15 protein-coding genes are annotated in these 18,663 nt (G+C 36.8%); 8 read left to right on the forward strand and 7 right to left on the reverse strand.

Annotation, left to right across the window (positions count from 1 at the left end):
- Positions 1–42: 42 nt before the first annotated feature.
- The gene (locus EHR07_RS16415) at positions 43–1,179 is read left to right on the forward strand and encodes a FecR family protein (RefSeq protein ID WP_135746049.1); all 1,137 of its coding nucleotides are present in this window, start codon (positions 43–45) and stop codon (positions 1,177–1,179) included.
- Positions 1,180–1,518: 339 nt separating this feature from the next.
- The gene (locus EHR07_RS16420) at positions 1,519–3,591 is read left to right on the forward strand and encodes a methyl-accepting chemotaxis protein (RefSeq protein WP_135746050.1); all 2,073 of its coding nucleotides are present in this window, start codon (positions 1,519–1,521) and stop codon (positions 3,589–3,591) included.
- Between the two features lie 102 nt (positions 3,592–3,693).
- Here EHR07_RS16420 and EHR07_RS16425 read toward each other — a convergent pair whose 3' ends face one another.
- Together EHR07_RS16425 and EHR07_RS16430 are read right to left on the reverse strand one after the other, a co-directional pair.
- Positions 3,694–5,514, reverse strand: a complete 1,821-nt coding sequence (locus EHR07_RS16425; RefSeq protein ID WP_135746051.1) for an alginate export family protein — start codon at positions 5,512–5,514, stop codon at positions 3,694–3,696.
- Positions 5,515–5,712: 198 nt separating this feature from the next.
- Positions 5,713–6,705 (reverse strand): HpcH/HpaI aldolase/citrate lyase family protein, encoded by a 993-nt coding sequence (locus EHR07_RS16430; RefSeq protein ID WP_100727834.1) that lies wholly within the window; start codon positions 6,703–6,705, stop codon positions 5,713–5,715.
- 258 nt (positions 6,706–6,963) lie between these two features.
- Here EHR07_RS16430 and EHR07_RS16435 point away from each other — a divergent pair, with 258 nt between their 5' ends.
- A complete protein-coding gene (locus EHR07_RS16435) occupies positions 6,964–7,398 on the forward strand; it encodes a globin domain-containing protein (RefSeq protein ID WP_135746052.1) in 435 nt (144 codons plus the stop codon).
- A gap of 70 nt (positions 7,399–7,468) precedes the next feature.
- On the opposite strand, the gene EHR07_RS16440 is transcribed toward EHR07_RS16435, so the two are convergent.
- Positions 7,469–8,401, reverse strand: coding sequence for an ornithine carbamoyltransferase (locus EHR07_RS16440; protein ID WP_135746053.1), 933 nt, complete (start codon positions 8,399–8,401; stop codon positions 7,469–7,471).
- 87 nt (positions 8,402–8,488) lie between these two features.
- Positions 8,489–8,836: an LEPBI_I2431 family sigma-54 regulated protein gene (locus EHR07_RS16445; RefSeq protein WP_135746054.1), complete on the reverse strand. Its 348-nt coding sequence runs from the start codon at positions 8,834–8,836 to the stop codon at positions 8,489–8,491.
- A 272-nt stretch (positions 8,837–9,108) separates the two neighbouring features.
- On the opposite strand from EHR07_RS16445, the gene EHR07_RS16450 reads away from it, so the two are divergent.
- From EHR07_RS16450 to EHR07_RS16460, 3 genes are all read left to right on the forward strand, one after another.
- Complete coding sequence (locus EHR07_RS16450) at positions 9,109–10,095, forward strand: cytochrome-c peroxidase (RefSeq protein WP_135746055.1); 987 nt, start codon at positions 9,109–9,111, stop codon at positions 10,093–10,095.
- Positions 10,096–10,235: 140 nt separating this feature from the next.
- Entirely contained in the window at positions 10,236–10,793 is a 558-nt protein-coding gene (pyrE, locus tag EHR07_RS16455; RefSeq protein WP_135574488.1) for an orotate phosphoribosyltransferase, read from the forward strand.
- Complete coding sequence (locus EHR07_RS16460; protein WP_135746056.1) at positions 10,794–11,546, forward strand: hypothetical protein; 753 nt, start codon at positions 10,794–10,796, stop codon at positions 11,544–11,546.
- 2 nt (positions 11,547–11,548) lie between these two features.
- On the opposite strand, the gene EHR07_RS16465 is transcribed toward EHR07_RS16460, so the two are convergent.
- Genes EHR07_RS16465 through EHR07_RS16475 form a run of 3 tightly spaced genes read right to left on the reverse strand, consistent with a single transcriptional unit; the run spans position 11,549 to position 15,652 of the window.
- Positions 11,549–12,454 (reverse strand): hypothetical protein, encoded by a 906-nt coding sequence (locus tag EHR07_RS16465; RefSeq protein ID WP_135746057.1) that lies wholly within the window; start codon positions 12,452–12,454, stop codon positions 11,549–11,551.
- Between the two features lie 37 nt (positions 12,455–12,491).
- The gene (locus EHR07_RS16470; RefSeq protein ID WP_135746058.1) at positions 12,492–14,951 is read right to left on the reverse strand and encodes an ABC transporter permease; all 2,460 of its coding nucleotides are present in this window, start codon (positions 14,949–14,951) and stop codon (positions 12,492–12,494) included.
- Positions 14,948–15,652 (reverse strand): ABC transporter ATP-binding protein, encoded by a 705-nt coding sequence (locus EHR07_RS16475; RefSeq protein ID WP_135746059.1) that lies wholly within the window; start codon positions 15,650–15,652, stop codon positions 14,948–14,950. The genes EHR07_RS16470 and EHR07_RS16475 overlap by 4 nt, the downstream gene beginning before the upstream one ends.
- A 381-nt stretch (positions 15,653–16,033) precedes the next feature.
- Between EHR07_RS16475 and EHR07_RS16485 the strand changes: the two genes are divergently transcribed.
- Both EHR07_RS16485 and EHR07_RS16490 read left to right on the forward strand, forming a co-directional pair.
- Positions 16,034–17,779, forward strand: a complete 1,746-nt coding sequence (locus EHR07_RS16485) for a proton-conducting transporter transmembrane domain-containing protein (RefSeq protein WP_135746061.1) — start codon at positions 16,034–16,036, stop codon at positions 17,777–17,779.
- Positions 17,780–18,658, forward strand: coding sequence for an NADH-quinone oxidoreductase subunit H (locus EHR07_RS16490; RefSeq protein WP_135746062.1), 879 nt, complete (start codon positions 17,780–17,782; stop codon positions 18,656–18,658).
- Positions 18,659–18,663 lie beyond the last annotated feature (5 nt).

Genomic DNA, 18,663 nt, shown 5'->3' on the forward strand with positions numbered 1-18,663 from the left:
TTGAGTTGTTTCTTTTTCTACAAGGACATTCGGAAAAAAAATATGAAAACTATCGTTACACTTTTTGCTATTTTACTGATCACTTTTCATTGCAGTCGTTTCCAATTTGGATCTAACCAAACAAAAGACGAAACCGCAGGTGCAGTCATTACCTTCTTTCAAGGAAATATTACGATCAGTTCCCAAGGTAAGGAATCCAAAGCCAAGATTGGAGATGTGGTTCGTCCAGGGGATCGGATCGTTACCAAATTAGGTAGGGTCGATTTACAAACCTATCGTGGGGAAATCATTCGCATCAAAGACAACTCGGATATTTTGTTTCGAGATATAGCTGGGGAAAACCGTCCCAATACAGACATTCACATGATAGCAGGAAATTTACTGGTGAAATCAGTAAAATTAAAATCAGGACAAAATCTTTCCGTAACTTCGCCTACAATGGTGGCGGGTGTTAGGGGAACTGTTTTTTCTTTTGAGTTAGACCAAGGTTCTGTACCGAAAGTGAAAGTCTACGAAGGTGCCGTTTCCGTTGCTTTCAAAACCTCGCCCAAGTTAGTTGAGATCAATGAAGGACTATCTGCGGAGAACTATAATCGTTTGGTAAAAACTCTAGAAGAAAACGAAGTGGTTTTGGAACCTGGAGAAAGGTTGGAAGTGAATCCTAACCTTAATGAGTTGGTCTATTTGATCAATGCAAAGGTTCCTGCCAAGGCCCTTACCAATGAACAAATTTCTGGATTGATTGATATTGATAGCGGTCTTTCCAAATCACAAACTGTGATCACCCCGCAAGAAAAAGCGGAAGCGGAGACTCTTGTTTCCATTACTTCAGAAACCATTCACAAACAAATTGAATCAAAAAAGGAAAATTCGACTGAAAAAACAGAAGTCGGAACCATAGAACAGGAACATGAAGCCAAACGAATGGAAGCTTTAAATCAAATTGCAAAGGAAGCAGAAAAAACAGGTTTGGATAATGAAGAAGAAATCCATAACCATTATAGCATCCTTGAAACCATTCATAAAACTAACGGGGATGTCCTATCTGGGGCAGTCGTTGCTCAGTTAGGTGATATATTTATTGTTCATTCCACAAAAGGTGTTTATCAACTGTCTGTGGATGATATAGAATATGTGGAATACAAAAATTTTAAAGTAAAAACAAGGGCAAAAAAATAATCCAAACGCAGAAGTTACCCTCGTTAATTTTGCCGATTCGAATAAAAATGTAAGGAAACTATGGAGTTCATTTCTGAGAGCTCCATAGAATTGGCAATCGCCAAATTAAAACGTACAGTGATCGTAGAACAAATCTTCTCTTTTGTTTGATAGGAATTGGGTGGACCTTTTCCATTAGCAGCTCTCAAAGAATTCTTATTTTTTATGGTTACTGATTAGTAAATCTACGGAAACCAAAGGAGTTATGAGAAATAATTAATTCCCATTAGGTTCCAGATTTGGTTTTCAAGGAACGGTAAACTATTTACAAAAAATTTAAATAACCTAAGATCGATCTTTATGAGTATACGACAAAGAGTCTCTTTATCCATTGCTGGAATTTTATTTATTGGATTTGTGATCCTTACCTCTTTTCAAATATACAGAACCATCACAGACCTAAGAGCTGAAATTAAAGAAAATGCACAAATCACATCTGAGAAATGGTCATTTGAAATCCAAGAACATCTGAATGCCATGATGGGTGTCATTCGAGGATTCCGGTTCGCTTTGTTTTATACTTCTCCGCCTCGCGATTCTATGATTAGCAGTATGAGAGAAATTCTGGAACGGAATGATGATATTTTTGCTATTTGGCTTTGTTATGAACCAAATGCTTATGAAGGAAGGGATTCTTCTTTCATTGGGAAACCGGGCCATGACCAAACAGGTAGATTCATTCCGTATTTACACCATACAAGTGACGGAAAAATTAAATTAGATCATCTTGTTGATTATGACAATCCTAATGGTGCGGGTGATTATTACCTCCAAGTTAAAAAAACTAACAAAGCAAAGGTTTTTGGGCCTTATGAATATGTAGCTGATGGAAAAAAAGTTCAGATGATTTCTCTTGTGGTTCCCATTTATCCGAAAGGTCAGTTTAAGGGGGCTGCTGGTATCGACTTAGAAGTTAGTTCCTTACAAGAAAAAATTGGTGATAGTCGTCCTTTTCGTGGCCAAGGACATATTGCTTTTTTATCGGACAACGGAACTTATGTGATGTATGGTCAGGACAAAACGAAACTTGGGAAAAAAATTGAAAATTCTGAACATTTAAAAATTTACTTAGAAAATCTAAAACTTGGAAAAATGTTTACCATTCAAAGCGATGGATACACTCATTATTTTTCGCCCTTTCATATTGGAAAAGATCCTCAATTTTGGGCCCTACAAGTGAGTATTCCTGATTCGATTTTTACTAACCAAATTACCAAAGTAATTTTAAGTTCTTCTTTTATATCAATCATCATATTGGTTGTGGTTCTATTTTTTCTAAATTTTGTATTTAAAAAACAAATCAGCGTTCGTTTACAAAATGCCATGAAGTTCTCTTCTGAAATTGCCAACGGAAACTTAGCAATCAATGCAGAAGAAATCAACCAGGATGAGATTGGTAGTTTGTTACATTCAATGAATCAAATGAAAAATAGTTTAGTATCCATAATAGGAGATATCAAACAAACAGTGGAATCCTTGGGAAGCCAATCGAATAAAATGGCATCCACCTCACAAACATTATCTGATACTTCGCAAACTCAAGCCTCAGCAGCAGAAGAATCTTCTGCTGCTGTGGAAGAATTATCAGCATCGGCTGAGAATGTCGGTAAGTCGATGGAAGAAGCGGTTGTGAAAATGAAAGAAATTGATAGATCCGTTTTAACTTTAAGAGAAGAAGTTCAAAATATTAACAAAGAAATGGAATATCTAGCCAAGTTTGCTTCGGAATCGAGAGAACATGCTGTTGTCGGGGAAACTGCTATGAATGAATCCACTCGTGCGATGGAAGACATTGGTGAAAAAGCCGAACGAATTAGTGAAGTTTTGGACATCATTACAGAAATCTCAGAAAAAACTAACCTATTAGCATTGAATGCGGCCATAGAGGCTGCCAGGGCAGGTGACGCAGGTCGCGGGTTTGCTGTGGTCGCCGAAGAGATCGGAAAACTTGCTCTACAAACGGGAGCCTCAGTAAAAGAAATTGGAGATCTGGTTATTTCCACAAATTCTGCTGTGGAAAATGGAAACAAAAAAGTAACAGAAGCCGCAGAAGTTTTAAACTTACTCAATAGTCGGGTAAAAGAATTTGAGACATCGGCAACAAGAGTTCTTGGTTCTGTACTTTTACAAGAAAACAATGCAAAAGATATTGCGGAGAATTCAAATCTTTTGACCAACCTAAACTTACAAATTGAAGACGCTGTATTTGAACAAAAAAGAGCGACCGAGGAAATTTCTAAAACCATCATTAGTATTTCGAATGGAACTCAAGATGTGGCCAGTGGTTCTGACCAACTAACGATCGTTGCAGGAGAAATTGCCTCACAGGCATCTTATCTTTCCACGCAGGTAGAAAAATTTAAATTAAAATAACATTTCCCATTTTGTAAAAATTTTCGATTTGGTTTCCTTTTCGAATGGGAACTCATTAGAGTTCCCATTCTTTTGGCGTCATTCTCTTTTAAACTAAAAACTTTAGATTGCAAATACGGTTTGAAATGTAACCATAGTGGCCGTAGGGCTTAAATCGTATCTATGGAGTGGATCTGGTTCGTTAGGATTGTTTTTTTGATTTCTGATGGCATCACCTGCTCGAATGACTGTGGCCCCAAACCAAAAAGAAACATTCTCAAAAGGTGTAATGATATAAATAAAGTTTAGTTCTGTTGCGACAAGTTTACCCAATTGCGGTTTGTTTGTGTTGTAAGCTTGGTTATTAAAATAATCTTCGGTGGATGCGGTTTCCCCAGTGGCTTTACTTCCTGCCACATAATTATTGTTATCATAATATCCGTCTTGTAATTTTACTTTATAATACCAGTGAGGATTAAAAATAAAAGTACCATAATGCGATGTTTCATATTTCAGATGGATGGAGTAGTCTTTGATATTTTGCCAGAATACAAGCCCAGAATTTCCGTTTCCGGCAAAGGGGAGTGCGCCACCTGCCATCCTTCTTGTGGCAAACAAAGGATTGTATGTGGCAACACTGGAATCATTTCGATTGGGATCACCCGAGGCTTGGACATATTGTACTCCAATTCTAAATTCCTTTACGGGAGTATAACCTAGTTGGACCGCTACGATATTGGCTTTGTATCTCACTGCCTCCGAGAAAGGAGGTAGTTCTCCCGTTTTCTGATTGGTAACATAATTTCCTTTTTGGTTTAACCAATCAGGAGTCACTCTCTCGCCATTAAATCCTGTTTGCCAAGCCGCCTCTACCATCCAATCAATACCTGTTCCGTCTGGTAGGGAATTGTTTTTGGTTCTATTGGTAAGTCGAAATCCAGAGGTATTCAATTGGTCATCCCCACGGTAATTGCGTGTATCGGAGAGAACTGGCGGGGCACTTGCTTTTTTTTGTTGTTTGAATAAACTATAATTATATAAATCAAGTCCTAACCAGTCTGCGACTTTCCAGTTATAATGTACACCTCCGTAATAAGAATCTCCAATACCACCTAACTTTGTTGAGTTATTGGAGACAAGACTATTGGAATTGTTTTCAGCACCAACGACAGAACCAAAAACATCTAAAGTATGATTGCTAATTTTGCCAGTAAATCTAAGTGCATCAAAGGAATTCCCATTCAAACTATCGTTTCTAGAACCAAGAATCCTTCCGTCTCCGAATTCTAAAATTTGCCTGCCTGTTCGAAGCCTGAAGTTTTGGTTAGTTGTTTTTAAATCTAAAAACGCTTCCCGAAACCCAGTAAAATTATTTAAAACAACTTCCTTTTGTTTACTTGTATCAATCGTTGTTCCTGCGTTCGCGATGGCTCCATATTTCTGGTCAGCATTTCCGCCCGCTACAATCTCACCTCCCCAAAGGCGTACATCCTGTAAGGTAACTTTAAATAACACATTTTCGTTTAGGTCACCTATCACAAAAAACTGTGTTTGGCTTAGCGCATTATTTCTGTTATCTGCTGTGGACTTGTCAAAATCAGTATTATAAAGAGAGTCCACTTTCGGCCGAATTCCAAACCCAACTCGAAACTTGTCAGCAAACCAAAGTGATTTGTTTTCTTGGATTGCCTTTCTTTGTTTTGCCGTCACTTGCAGACTTCGCAAATACTCTCCGGATAAATTTCCTATCTGCGGACTCACGTACCCTTCCTTTTTTTCTTCCTTGGGAGGAGGGGGAACCTGTTCCAAAACCACGGGTTCTTGTTTTGGGTTTGTGCCACTCGCCTCCACTTGTGCGGAGAGTTCGCAGGCACCAAGTAAGGCCAGAACCAAAGGTACGGAAAGGAAAAGAGAGAGGGTCGTTTTTGAGATTCGCATGTCCATAAGTTAGGACAGTAACTAATCAACGATCCGTTATTGCAAATAAAAAGTCAATATATTGAACAAAAATTCCGTAAAAACGAAAACTACTGGATGTTTCGAAACGGAAATGGTCTGAATTCTGAAGCGGAAATCCTCCCAGGCATAAAAAAAGGCCCCAAAGAGGAGCCTTTTTTTTGGTCTAATTCTGACTAAAAACGATTATTTAGAAAAAAATCTTTTTTCTACTTCGTCTGGAAGTTTTTGTCCTGTGAGTTTTGCTCTTTGGACGAGTTCCCAGAAATAACGGTAAGTTGCACGGTCATGAAGGTCTCCATCATGTTGGATTGGTCCCCAATCTGCGTCTTGTGCTTTGATTAAAATATCACAAGCAGTTTGTGTTTCTGCAAAGTTTGGAGCCATTGCATCCAAAATCGATTGGATTTGTGCAGGATAAATGGACCACATACGTAAGAAACCAAATTCATCATGTGCACGTTTTGCATCTTGGTAAGTTTGGTATGTGTTTTTTAAGTCCAAAGTTACGTTGTGTGCAGGGATCACTCCATTCATAAGAGCGGCCGCAACCATAGTTGATTTTGCACGTCTTAACAATTCGTGATCGAACTGACCTGGTGACTTCATACAAGAAGCAGGGATTGCACCGTGGTGGCCAGAGATAAAGTCCATAAGACCAAAATCCAAAACTTGTAACCATGGAAGGCTTGCAATTTCGAATACATCGTTTAAGGCACCGTGAGTTTCAATTAATACGTGGATCGGAATCTCTCTTTTGATTCCTGCTTTTTTGCAAGCATCTTGGATGTAAGTGATTTGTTCTTTCACTTGGCTTGCTTTTGTAGGTTTTGGGATTGTAATGTAAGCAATTACATTTCCGGCACCAGGAACGATGATATCAATATCACCTCTCCAATGTTCGTTGGTATAGTCATGGATACGAACTCCACTCATTTTGTGTTTGTTGAGTTCAGAATTTTGGATGCGAACAATCATCTCTGCATGTTCTTTTTCCTTTCCTGTTTGGGCACCGTCTTCGCAGTCCATCGTGATATCAAAAAGTCCACCGAGTTTATTTTGTAACTCGAGAGCTTTTGTGATGAGTTTTTCAGATCCAGCGAAGTGTTCACAAGCAGGGATGATAGGGAAAGGTTTTTCTCCTGCAAAGAGAGCTGATTGCGGGTGAGTCAGTGCCATTTAATATACCTTTTTCGGATTTTTTTACCAAGTTTTGTGAATTTTGCCTATCGTCGAGGAAATAATCGTAAAACCGGAACCGCACCGAGTCAGGCAAAACCTTCCAGGAAATTTTACACATGTAGTCTTCTCCTGCCTTTCTGAAATGTTGGGGCGAACCCTTTGTGCCAAAGGGCCGGGCCAGTCCGGGCTACGCCTTCGGCTCCGGTCGAAAATCGACTTCCCCTTCCTGTCCCTTTCGCAATTCTGGAAATTGATTTGGATCCAAACGATATTTACACACCAGCCGGTGGTCCGCCTCCACCCAGTCCGAATGTTAAATTCCTATTTGAAAAGTGGGGAGAAGAGAACATTCGAAAACTTGTCTCTGATTTTTATGACCTTGTGGCAACATCCGAAATTCAGTGGATGTTTCAAAGCGACTGGGACTTGGCCAAAGAAAAACAAGCTGATTTTTTAATACAAGTGTTAGGTGGCCCAAGTTATTATCTAGAAAAATGGGGACCTGCCAGGATGCGGATGCGCCATTTTGTTTTTCCTATTTCTGAAAAAGAAAGAGCTGTTTGGTTTCATTGTTATGACGAAGCCTTACAAAACTTTGATTTTGAACACGAAGACAAAGTTGATTTTTTATATTTTTTAGATGGATTTAGTGGTTGGATGGTCAATCGCAAAGATTCGATAAAGGATTAAACAAACTAACATTATAGAATTGGATTCTATAGGTTTGGTTTGTACAAAAATTCTCCAGAGGGAGATAACTTTAGTTATGGTTTTCTAATAATTTAAGAATGACTGCTTTTTGCGCATCCAAACGGTTTTCTGCCTGCGTAAAAATAATCGAACGATCACTTTCTACCATTTCCCTTGTGATTTCATATCCGGCATGGATTGGCATATCGTGCATCACTTTTGCTTTTGAATTTTTTAAAAGTTCTGCATTCACTTGGTAGGGCATCATGAGTTGGATTCTTTCTTCTTTTTCTTTTTGGAATTTGGGATCATTAAAATATTCCATATCCACCCAAGTGTCTGTATAAACATAATCTGCATTGGAAACTGCTTTTTTAACATCGGTTTCCCAAGAGATAGTACCTTTTTTTTTGGCCCTTTCCACTGATTGTTTTACAATCGAATCTTCTGAGGCAATAGGAGTTACAAGAGTTAAATGGATTCCTAGTGCTGCGGTAATTTCTATAAGAGAATTAGCAACATTGTTGTGAACACCAATATAACATAAAGTTTTCTTTTGCCAATCTAGTGGAGAGTCCATAACGATTGTTAGGATGTCTGCTAAAGATTGACAGGGATGAAATAAATTACAACAACCATTGATCACAGGAACCGTGGATCCTGATTTTAACACGAGTAGGTCCTCATGTTTTTTTAGCCTAGCCATGATGATGGCAACGTTACTCGAAAGATATTTCCCTTCAAAATCGATATCAGAAAGTAGAAAGTTGGAAGCCATCCAATCCAAAAATATTGCGTGTCCACCAAGTTCTGTCATTCCTGCTTCGAAGGAAACTCTGGTTCTTGTTGAAGTTTTTTGGAACAACATGGCAAGAGAACGTCCAGCCATATGCCCAGAAAAATAAACGCGATTTTTCTTTACATAAACTGCAAACTCAAGGAGTTCCCGGATTTCTCCATCACTCCAATCTTGCCAAGATATCAAATGTTTGACTTGGGACATAGCTACCCAACTAATATCGGATCTTATGAGAAGCAAATCGAGAGATTCTCATAAGATTCTAACCCTAAAATCTTATTTTTTTCTTTTTTATGCTACCGATTCTGCCATGGACCTTGCAATGATAAAATTAGGAAGGATCAATTCTTCCAAAAACTTGATGCCAAAGAGTAGGCCTTGGTCTGTTTCCTTTTTCCAAGCAATTTTCCCTTTAAAGGAAATTCGTGACCTGGTTAAATCACTTTCAATCACCCCAGCCACTAGGTCTCGGTCATTGATTTCAATCTCTTGGTTTAAACTTCCACTCACTCCGAGTTCTGAAATATTTCCAATTTTTGCGATCAGGAATTCTGGTTGGTCATTGATAGAAAATAGTTTTAAGACCAAATCATCCCAATCTAAAGATTCAATGCGATCGGTTCTTCTTGTATTCAACATATACAACTCCTAAAGGTCTAGAACACTAATAAGCATAAATCGTGCCAATAGGGGAAAATAGGAGGTTTTTGCCGTTTGCCACTGGGATAAAATGGGGAAGACATCCATTTGCCCTAAATTGTCGCCTTTTCCATCTAGGAAAAACTGGGCTTTGAACAGGTCTTCATCAATCTGTCTGACTAGTATGCAATTGAAATGATTCTAAGTTTAGACTGAATTTATATTATTTCTAACTTGCCGATTCCGGTTCTTTTTAGGAAGATTCCAATTATATGCTGAGAAAAATACTTACACCTTTATTCATTTCCATCCTACTCGCCACTTTTACCTATTGTGGGCCAACACAAGAAACCAAAGATTTGCAAGGCAAGGCCAAACAAATCATTGGTGCCTTACCTGAAAAAATGCCTGGCTCTGAAAATGATACAGCAGAGTTAATTTCTTTGGGAAAAAAACTCTACTTCGAAAAAAAGCTCTCTTTGAACGAAACACAATCTTGTAACTCTTGCCACAATGTGGAAGGGAAAGGGGCTGGTGTAGACAACCTTCCTACTTCTCCCGGAGCTTTCGGTAAAAATGGAGACAGGAATTCTCCTACTGTTCTCAATGCAGGATTTCATTTTGTTCAGTTCTGGGACGGACGTGCTGCGGATTTGAAAGCACAAGCCAAAGGTCCCATTTTAAATCCAGTGGAAATGGCAATGCCTTCAGAAAAAGAAGTTTTGCAACGATTGAACGCGGATGCAGAATACCCAGCTTTATTTGCAAAAGCTTATCCGAATGAAAAAACTCCAGTCACTTATGAAAACTTGGCAGGAGCCATTGCTGCCTTTGAGAGAACTTTGGTTACTTTCTCACGATTTGATGATTTTATCAACGGAGATTACAAAGCAATTTCACAAGCAGAACAAGAGGGGTTTAAATCATTTATGGCAGCAGGATGTACATCTTGCCATTCTGGAAACCTTCTCGGAGGAAATTCTTTCCGTAAAATGGGCCAAGTGAATGAATACAAAACTAACGATCTTGGTTTGTACAATGTCACTAAAAAAGCAGAGGATAAATATTTCTTCAAAGTTCCAAGTTTAAGAAACATTGCTTTGACTGGACCTTATTTCCACGATGGCCAAGTTAAAACTTTAGAGGAAGCAGTGAAGAAGATGGCTTACCACCAATTGGGTATGAATCTTTCTGAGGATGAAACAAAAAAAATTGTTACCTTCCTTGGAACTTTATCTGATAAAAATCGCGCCAACTAATTCCCAACTTTGATTGGTATCTCCTTGGATCCTAAAAACCATATTGGTGGTCCAAGGGGGAATATTCCCCAACTGACCTAATTAATCCATAACCAATAAAAATATACTTTTCGGGGCAGAAATAGAAGAATAATTAGACTATGTCCCCAACTTATAGAGACCAACTCTTTGCCTGGATGAAATCTTACGTCTATCGGTATTCAGAAGCTCCCTTTCGTTTAGCAAGTGGCCTTGAATCCCATCATTATTTTAACTGTAAGGAGATCACTCTCCATCCCGAGCGCCTTGCTGCTCTTGCGGAATGTTTTGTGGAAGAAATCATTCCTAAAATGGGTGCCGACTTCCAAGCTGTCGGCGGACTTACGTTAGGTGCTGATCCATTAGCTTATTCCATAGCACTTGCTTACCAAAAAAAGGGGAAACTCATTTTTCCACTTGTTGTCAGAAAGGAAGCCAAAGGGCATGGAACTGGCCAACAAATAGAAGGTTTCTGGAAGGAAATAAAATCCTGTTTGGTCGTAGATGATGTAATTACTACAGGTGGATCGACTCTGAAAGCAGTCCAAGCTTTAAGAGAGGTCGGGATTTCCGTAACCCAAGGGATTTGTATCTTAAACCGCGAAGAAGGTGGTGCAGAAAATTTGGAAAAAGAAGGTGTCCGGATGGAATCTATATTTCGCAAAAGTGAGTTTTTCTAAATGAGTATCCAAAAGACATTTCAGTATGATGTAAGTTTATTTAGAAATAAATTATTAAAAAGAACTTGGGCTGTTGTTTCCTTATTTGTAGTTTTTGTTGCATATAACAGTCTGCAGGTGCCAAAAGAAGGCAGAATTCAGTTTTTTACTATTTTTGTTCCTTTGTTAGTTTTGTTCTTTTGGTTTCTTAGAAAAAATTACCTAAAACAAATTGAAATTTTATCATCGGGAAGAATTGAAATCGAAGGTGGATCACTCAAACAATTTGATTCCAATGGAAATTGTGCCTCGCTTCGAATGAAAGATTTAGAACAGATCACAATCGATAAATTTCGTGGATACAATCGTATCGTTTTGGAAACAAAAGAAAAAATTTATCCGCTAGTAAACATTGAAAATCAGGAAGAATTAGTTTCTCTTTTGGAAAAGGAATCTGGACTAAAACGAATCAATGACCTAACAGAAGATAGGATATGGACTCTAAAAACCCCTTTGTATTTTATACCAAGTATCTTGGTTTTAATTGCAACCTATCTTCCCATGGTTAAGGAAAAATTTCCTATTCTTTCGAATGAGTTTTTGGGTTTGTTTTTTAATGTAAATTTGATCATTTACCTTTTGTATTTACCTGAAAAACAAAATTATACCATTAGTCAGTTTTCACTAAAACGAAGGATGATTTTTATTAGTTTGGTAGTATTTTTCTTTCAGGTTTATATCCAATTGGATAAATCCGGTTGGTTAAAAAACTAATTTTAATGATCCTGTCTTGAACCTATATTTTGCCTAAGTAAATTTAATTTTGCTTGGGCATATCTTCTTAATTCGATCATTTCTGTTGCATATCTCTTTAATAGATTGTCTTGGTCCATCCGATTTTCCATTAGCTGCAATGTATCTCGAACATACTTAATATCTTTTTCATCCTTTAGTTTTCCCGACTGGATAAGTTTTTTTACAACATCAAATTCGTATTTTCTGAAATGTACACGTAACAAGAATTCGGTGGAAAAGTTTTCTTTTGCTTTGATCCAGTTTTGATCAACCTTTTCTTTTGGTGTTTGTTCTTTTAACTGGTCTACAGCTCGTTTGGTTGGGTCGTAGTCTTTGATGGCTGCATTAGCTAATTCTTCAGAAGCAATGACTTCGTCTTTGAATATTTCTTGGAGTTTTGCTCTTCGCCATTGGTCGGTGTACTCGTAACTTTGGGCAGTCAGCATCCTTTGGAATTCTTCGAGCATTACAGACAAGTTAATCGATCGTCCAAGTGGGGTATTGTTGAACTCTTTAATTTTAGGAAAGAGTTCACGAGTGATTTGAAATGCGGATTTTCTTTTGTAATTACTTGCTTCGTATAGTTTTTCCAAAGATTCTTCGGAATGCCTTTTTAATTCGTTCAAAATGAACGGTTCTGCGAATACGTAAGCGTCTTCTCCGTAAACAAATAGGTTGGGGTCAGGCGCAACAATCGAAACAATAAAAATATAATGGCTATCTCTAAGAGCGGTTAGTAATTTCCTTAGGTCTTCTTCCGATCTTGATAATTGTGAGGACCAAACTCTTAAATGAGTGTCTGAAGTCGGAATTTTTTCACGTGATTCGAGGTTTTCTTTCCGAATCATTTCTGCAAGTTCCAAACAAACTTTGATACTTCCGGCCATGAATAAAACTTATTGATAGCACTTTTTCGGTAAAGAATTATTCATATTTCAGTTCCTTGGAAATGTTCATCTTCTTCAGAAAATAAAATGGGATTAGGCAAATGAAAAATGTGATTACGGGAATTAATATCGGGAGTTTTGCTACAAGGTTCGTGGGATATTGAAAATTGAGGATCCAGCCAAATGCATTCCGATTGATCCCAAAAATAACGATGGGTGATAAAAAGAAGCTACTAAAAATTCCTGAAGTGATTCCAAAAGTTACAAGAAATAATGTTTGGCTGTAAATAAGTTGGAACATTTGGTATGAGTCCATACCTATGGCTTTTAATCCCGCTAACAGCTGTGATTTCTCTCGTATAAAATAAATGAGAGAAGTTGTTAAGGCAAGTATCGAAATAAAAAGTGCCGATATTTTCAAAGTGTCTAAAATAGAAAAAACTTGGTTCATTCCTTCTAAATATAGTTTTTTTAATTCTGTTTGGTTTATGAATTTTAATCCATATTTCTTTGTGATATCTTGTAATAAATTTAATATCTTTTTTTCAGGAAGTTTTTTGTTTTTAGTGATTCGTATCGAACTTAGATACTTGATAGAAAAGTTTTTCTGAAAAAAAGAATAATCCATCATGATGGTTCCTCTTTCGGAGAAAAAATGATCTTTTTCCTCTTGGATTTTTATCGCGACTTTCGAATTAAGTTCTGTATTGATCGTAATTGAATCTCCTTTGCATATTTGATCTAAAAAACATAAGTTTTTTGAAACGATCAATTGGTTTTTGTCATAGTTGTTTCCAAAGTTTAATACATGTAAGGTGTAGTATTTCCCGTTCACTATAAATTTTGAATCAATGTAGAAGGGTTCTACTGCAGAGAATTCCGGCACTGTCTTTAGTGATTCATAGAGGGAAACGGGAACTCCCGGCTCACCTGTGTTTAATTTTTTTTCGTTGATTAGAGAATAGTCTGATTTGTTTTCTTCATCTACCCAATGGATTAGCGAACTTTCATAACTATTCGTCAAACTAGTTAAAGTAAAAACCAGAGAAGTTGATAACATTATGGTGGAAGCAGTGAGTCCATGTTTCCAAGGCTCCATTTCAATCTCTTTTAATCCGATTTTAATCGATTGTGGGAAATGAAATTTTGAGAATAATTTATCTAAAATTTGAACCAAATAAGGAATCGTCAAAAAGTTCAGTGCAACAAAACCAATGATCACAAATCCAACTCCGACCATCCCTGGTAATATCTGTTTTGCGAAACTAAGAAGACCGAGGGATACCCCAATAAAAATCAATAGAATAGAAAGAGATAAGGTATTTTTTTTTGAGAAACCAAAAAAGATATTCGTTTGGGCATGGTCTCTTTCTCGTATCAGATCTATTGGATGAATTTTATAAGTTTTGTAAGAGTTGTAAAGGGACGCGAGCACAGATCCTATGATAGAGATCAAAAAACCTGAAATGATAATGGAGAGAGGAATGTTGCGGTAAGAACGAATTTGATTGGAATCTGTAATTGTATTTACAGTAGTAAACAAATTTGTATTAGCAATCAATATGCCTAAGAAGATTCCTATCATTCCACCTAAAGCGCCTATCACAATGGATTGGGCTAAAAATAGTATAAAGTTATTAATTTTATCAGAACCAATCGATAATAAAATCCCAAATTCATGTTTTCGTGCTAAATACAGTCCCGTGAACATGTTGGAGACCATAAAAAAAGAAATCAATACAGAAACTAATGAAACAATCGTTAGGTTTATTTTTAGGGAACCTAAAGCAATCCCTGCGCGTTCGATAATTAATTCTTTAGATTCATAAGTCCATTCTGGAGAATTGATTTTGTTTATAGTTTGTGAATTTATACTGTTTTCGTCTTGAGTTAACCAAATCGATGTAATTTGTTTTTTTTGATTACAAATTGATTGCAGCCTTGTTATGTCCATCACAAGAAAAATGCCATCGAGAGGAATCACTTGGTAATCTTCCTGTGATACAGAGATTTCCCTTTCGCAGATTAAAATTTTTTTTGTATCTTTTTGTAGTTGGATTTTCTCATAAAGAGATTGGCTAAAAAAATATTTGGGTATTTTCTTTTTAGTTTCTTTAGAAGCGAAAACTTGGAAAGATAAAATAACATCTTTTCCGATTATAGGAAAACTTAGAATTTGTTCTTTTGTTACGTAGAATGTTCCTTTGGTTTGGAATTCAGGTTCTAGTTTTATGTTTTCTGGGACACGAGAGCTCAACTCTTTTAGAAATTTATCGTTTGCACCTTGGTTTTGATTGTTTGCAACATACCTACCTATGAATTTTTCGGAGGAATAACCTAACATTTGGTCAAGTACACTTTGTTCAGCTCGCCAAGCATTGATCTGTGTGCTAATAAATAAGGCAATTCCAAGGCTAATTGCTATAATCGATAATAAGGTTCTAGAAAGGTTTTCCTTAAAATATCGAAATATAAATAAGTAATAAAGAACTTTCATTTTTTCTGAATTTTACCATCTAACATTCGCAGATTAATGTCTCCCGATTCACCGATTTGTTCGTTATGAGTCACAAGAAAAACAGATATGCCTAATTCATGTACACATTGATGGAATAATTTCATAATGATTTCGGAAGATTTTGAATCTAAGTTTCCCGTTGGTTCGTCCGCAAGAATGAGTTTGGGTTTGTGGACCAACGCCCGAGCAATGGATACTCTTTGTTTTTCGCCTCCCGACATTTCTTTAGGAGTGAATTCTAACCTGTGTTTGAGCCCTACATGAAAAAGAGCTTCCTTCGCTTTGGAAACAGCAATTTTTTTTGCAGTTCCGGAGAGGTATAATGGTAAAGCAACGTTTTCAATGGCTGAAAGGTAAGGAAATAAATGGAAAAACTGAAAGACAATTCCAATAGTTTTTCGTCTATAAATCGTAAGTTCCTTTTCATCGGCCCCGAAGAGTTGGTGCCCGAACACATTGACTTCTCCTGAATCTGCCGATTCAATTGCAGAGAGGATGTTTAGCAATGTTGACTTACCACTGCCGGAAGGGCCCATAAGGGTAACTAATTTTTTCTCAGCAATTTCAAAGGAAATATCATTTAATACAGGAAATGCAAATTCGCCTTGGTAAAAAGTTTTGTTAACATTTTTGATTTTTATGACAGAGTTTGTGTTCGATTCTTTTTTTTTACTGCTCACGAAAAATAACTTCCCATTTATAAGACAGTCGAGAATATAAAGATAACGGTAAAACTGATTGATAGCACGTATATTTTTTATTCTACTTCTGTCAGTTTTAATGATTGGTAAGTCACAATCTTGGACTTCTCTTGCGGAGTTTACCGAGTCAGGTGAGGTCTTTACCTGTGAAAAAAATTTAGAAGACCTTCCGGGGGAAGAAGAAAGTGTTTTTTCTTTTCCATTGTTCCCCGTTTTCATTTTAGTTTCAAAACCTTATCCTTTTCGAAATATTCCTTTTATCGCATATAATATCTTCTCGATCAAATTTCCAGATCGTCGGGGCTCTCCCCAATTTACATAACAGACTTATTTCTTTAAAATTTAATTTTTGAGGTAGTTATGTTAGAAGATGAAAGAATTTCAATCTTCAGATCGATCTTAGTTGGTATTTCGGCTCTTTCGCCACTTGCTATATTTTTGTTTTCAAATTATGATGTTTTGTCAGTTGACTTTCCTATACTGGTGGGTTTAGTCATTCAAGCATATATAGGTTTTTCTTCTTTTATGTTGGTTCAGTCCTATGAACCTAAAGAAAAAAATAAAGTCACTGTTGGTTATATTATTTTTTGGTCAGCATTGGGTCTTTGTTATTTGTCTGGCAAATCACTCCTTCTTCCCATTGCTCTGGAAGTAACATCTTTTTCTACTATTTTGATCTACTCTGGTACTGAGTTTGGAAAAAAACAAATCGAAAGTTTAGGTTCATTACTTTTAGCATCAGGGATTTCTGCTTTGTTTTTATCCGCCTGGGTAATGTTACCCGATGGCGATAATGTAGGAATCATTTTACTTCTTATTGGATTATTAATTAAATCTGGGTTCTCTGGATTTCATTTATGGATACCAAAAGTAAATGAAGGTGGACCATCCCATGCTTTAGGTGCTTTTGCCGGAGTATTAGAGGTGTTTCCTCTTTTACTGTTTTACAGATACGTTCTACCGAACCAATTAGATCCGATCATTTATCAGATTTTATTTCCTCTCGCTGCATTAGGAATATTTTTCGGAGGCATTACTAGTTTCTTTCATAAAGATCCAAAAATCGCGTTGGCTTATAGTTCCATAGAGTCGATTAACTTTCTCTGGTTGTGTTTGATCATAGCAGGAATGTTTCAGTTTTCGGTAGATTCTGAACTAATGACTTTAAGTAACTCTTTTCGAATCTTGTTTTTTCTTGGTTTATTCCATCATTCTTTTTCAAAGACATTCCAATTGTTTTCAATAGGTATGGTAGCAAGACTAAAAAATTCAAGTTCTAGTGATGAGTTAAAAGGGATTGGAAGGCTCCTTGGAATTTCTCCTCTATTGTTAGGTTCCGGAACTTTTAGTTATGCAGTGCTACCTGGCACTTTGGGATTTGTATCTGAAGCAACTTACTTTTATTTGAACGCACGTATTTTAGATATGCCGATTGGTCGGTCAGTTTTTCTTTTGCCTTCAATGATATTTATCTTTTTTGGAATCGTACTTGGTGGATTTACACATATCAAATTATTTATGAGTTTGTTTTTGTCCACTCCAGGCAAAGACATCAATATCCAACCATTTGGTGAACAAAAAAGTAGATGGGTAACCATTTCTTTATTTAGTTTAGCAATAGTAATTTTTGTTTTTCCTTTAGTGATTCCTTACTTTGTTAGACTACCAATGTTAAGTCCTTTTGTTGACCCACAATTGGTAGATTGGTTTTGGACATTGTCATTGGTATCTTATGTAACGATTGGAACTGTGATTATTTTCCGTTTGTATGATCGATATCAATTGAAAAAATATGGTTTACCTAGAACTAAAAACTGGGATTGCGGTGGAGGTTACAGTGGTCACGAACTTTCTATCCCAACATCAGTGTTTTCTGAACCTTTACGTAATTCACTTGGAAGATATTTTTTAAGTAAAACTGGGGAATCAAAAGTAGACTCTTTTCTCATAAGAGGGATCACTGCATTCTTTCGTTTGGGAATCGGGATATTGTCTAAAACAACTCATCCTAAGGATGAAGATGTAAGTCAATACCTAGCCATTTCATCAATTTTTCTAATCTTCATTTTTTCACTGCTTATCTTAGGTGATTTTGGAGGTTTATAGATGAATACAGTTATTTATTATACTTACTTAGTAATTCTTTTTATTGTAATGCCCTTTCTTTTAACGGGGATTATACGAAAGGTAAGGGCCTATACGCAAGGAAGGCGAGGTCCGAAATTACTTCAGTTTTTTTTGGAAGTGGATAAATCTCTGCGAAAAACTCCGATTTCGCACAAAAACATTTCTGATTTTACACATCTTGCACCAAGGATTGCGTTGTTTTCTTCAGTGATGATTTGGAGTGTTGTATTGTTCGAATGGGCTCCTTTTATCCTCATTCCTTTTTTTCTTGCCCTTTACCGATTTGCTTATGTTAGCTTTGCTATGGAGGGTGCTTCTTCTTTTGGAGGGATGGCATCTGGGAGAGAGATTTTACTTTCGGTAATGGCTGAACCCACATTCATTTTGATGATCCTTGCGGCCCAGTCCCATATCGAAATTTCAGTTAGCCCACAAGGTGCTCTGATAGGTTTGCTTTTTCTTTCCTTAGCATTTATTGCAATCCTTGCAGAACTTGCCAAACCACCATTCGATGATCCAAGAACACATTTAGAGTTAACTATGGTTCACGAAGCGATGATTTTAGAAGCATCAGGAAAACAATTAGGCATTTTTGAATTAGCAAGTTCCATAAAACTTTCTACATTACTTGTTTTTCTTGTGAAGTTAGCACTCGAACATTCCAAATTATTTCGCAACGAAGTTTTGGATAGTTTTGCAAGAGAACTTATGATTGCTCCTATGGTGATATTACTTGCAATCATTCTTGGTTTTTGGGAGTCAAATAGTGTTCGAAGGAAGTGGAGTTGGATCCCTGAGTTTATGGGATTAACATTCATTGCTATATTAATTTTAGGCACATTGGTTAAATTGTCTTAAAGGTT

Origin of the sequence: Leptospira bandrabouensis (assembly GCF_004770905.1) — a bacterium.
Taxonomy (GTDB): domain Bacteria; phylum Spirochaetota; class Leptospiria; order Leptospirales; family Leptospiraceae; genus Leptospira_A; species Leptospira_A bandrabouensis.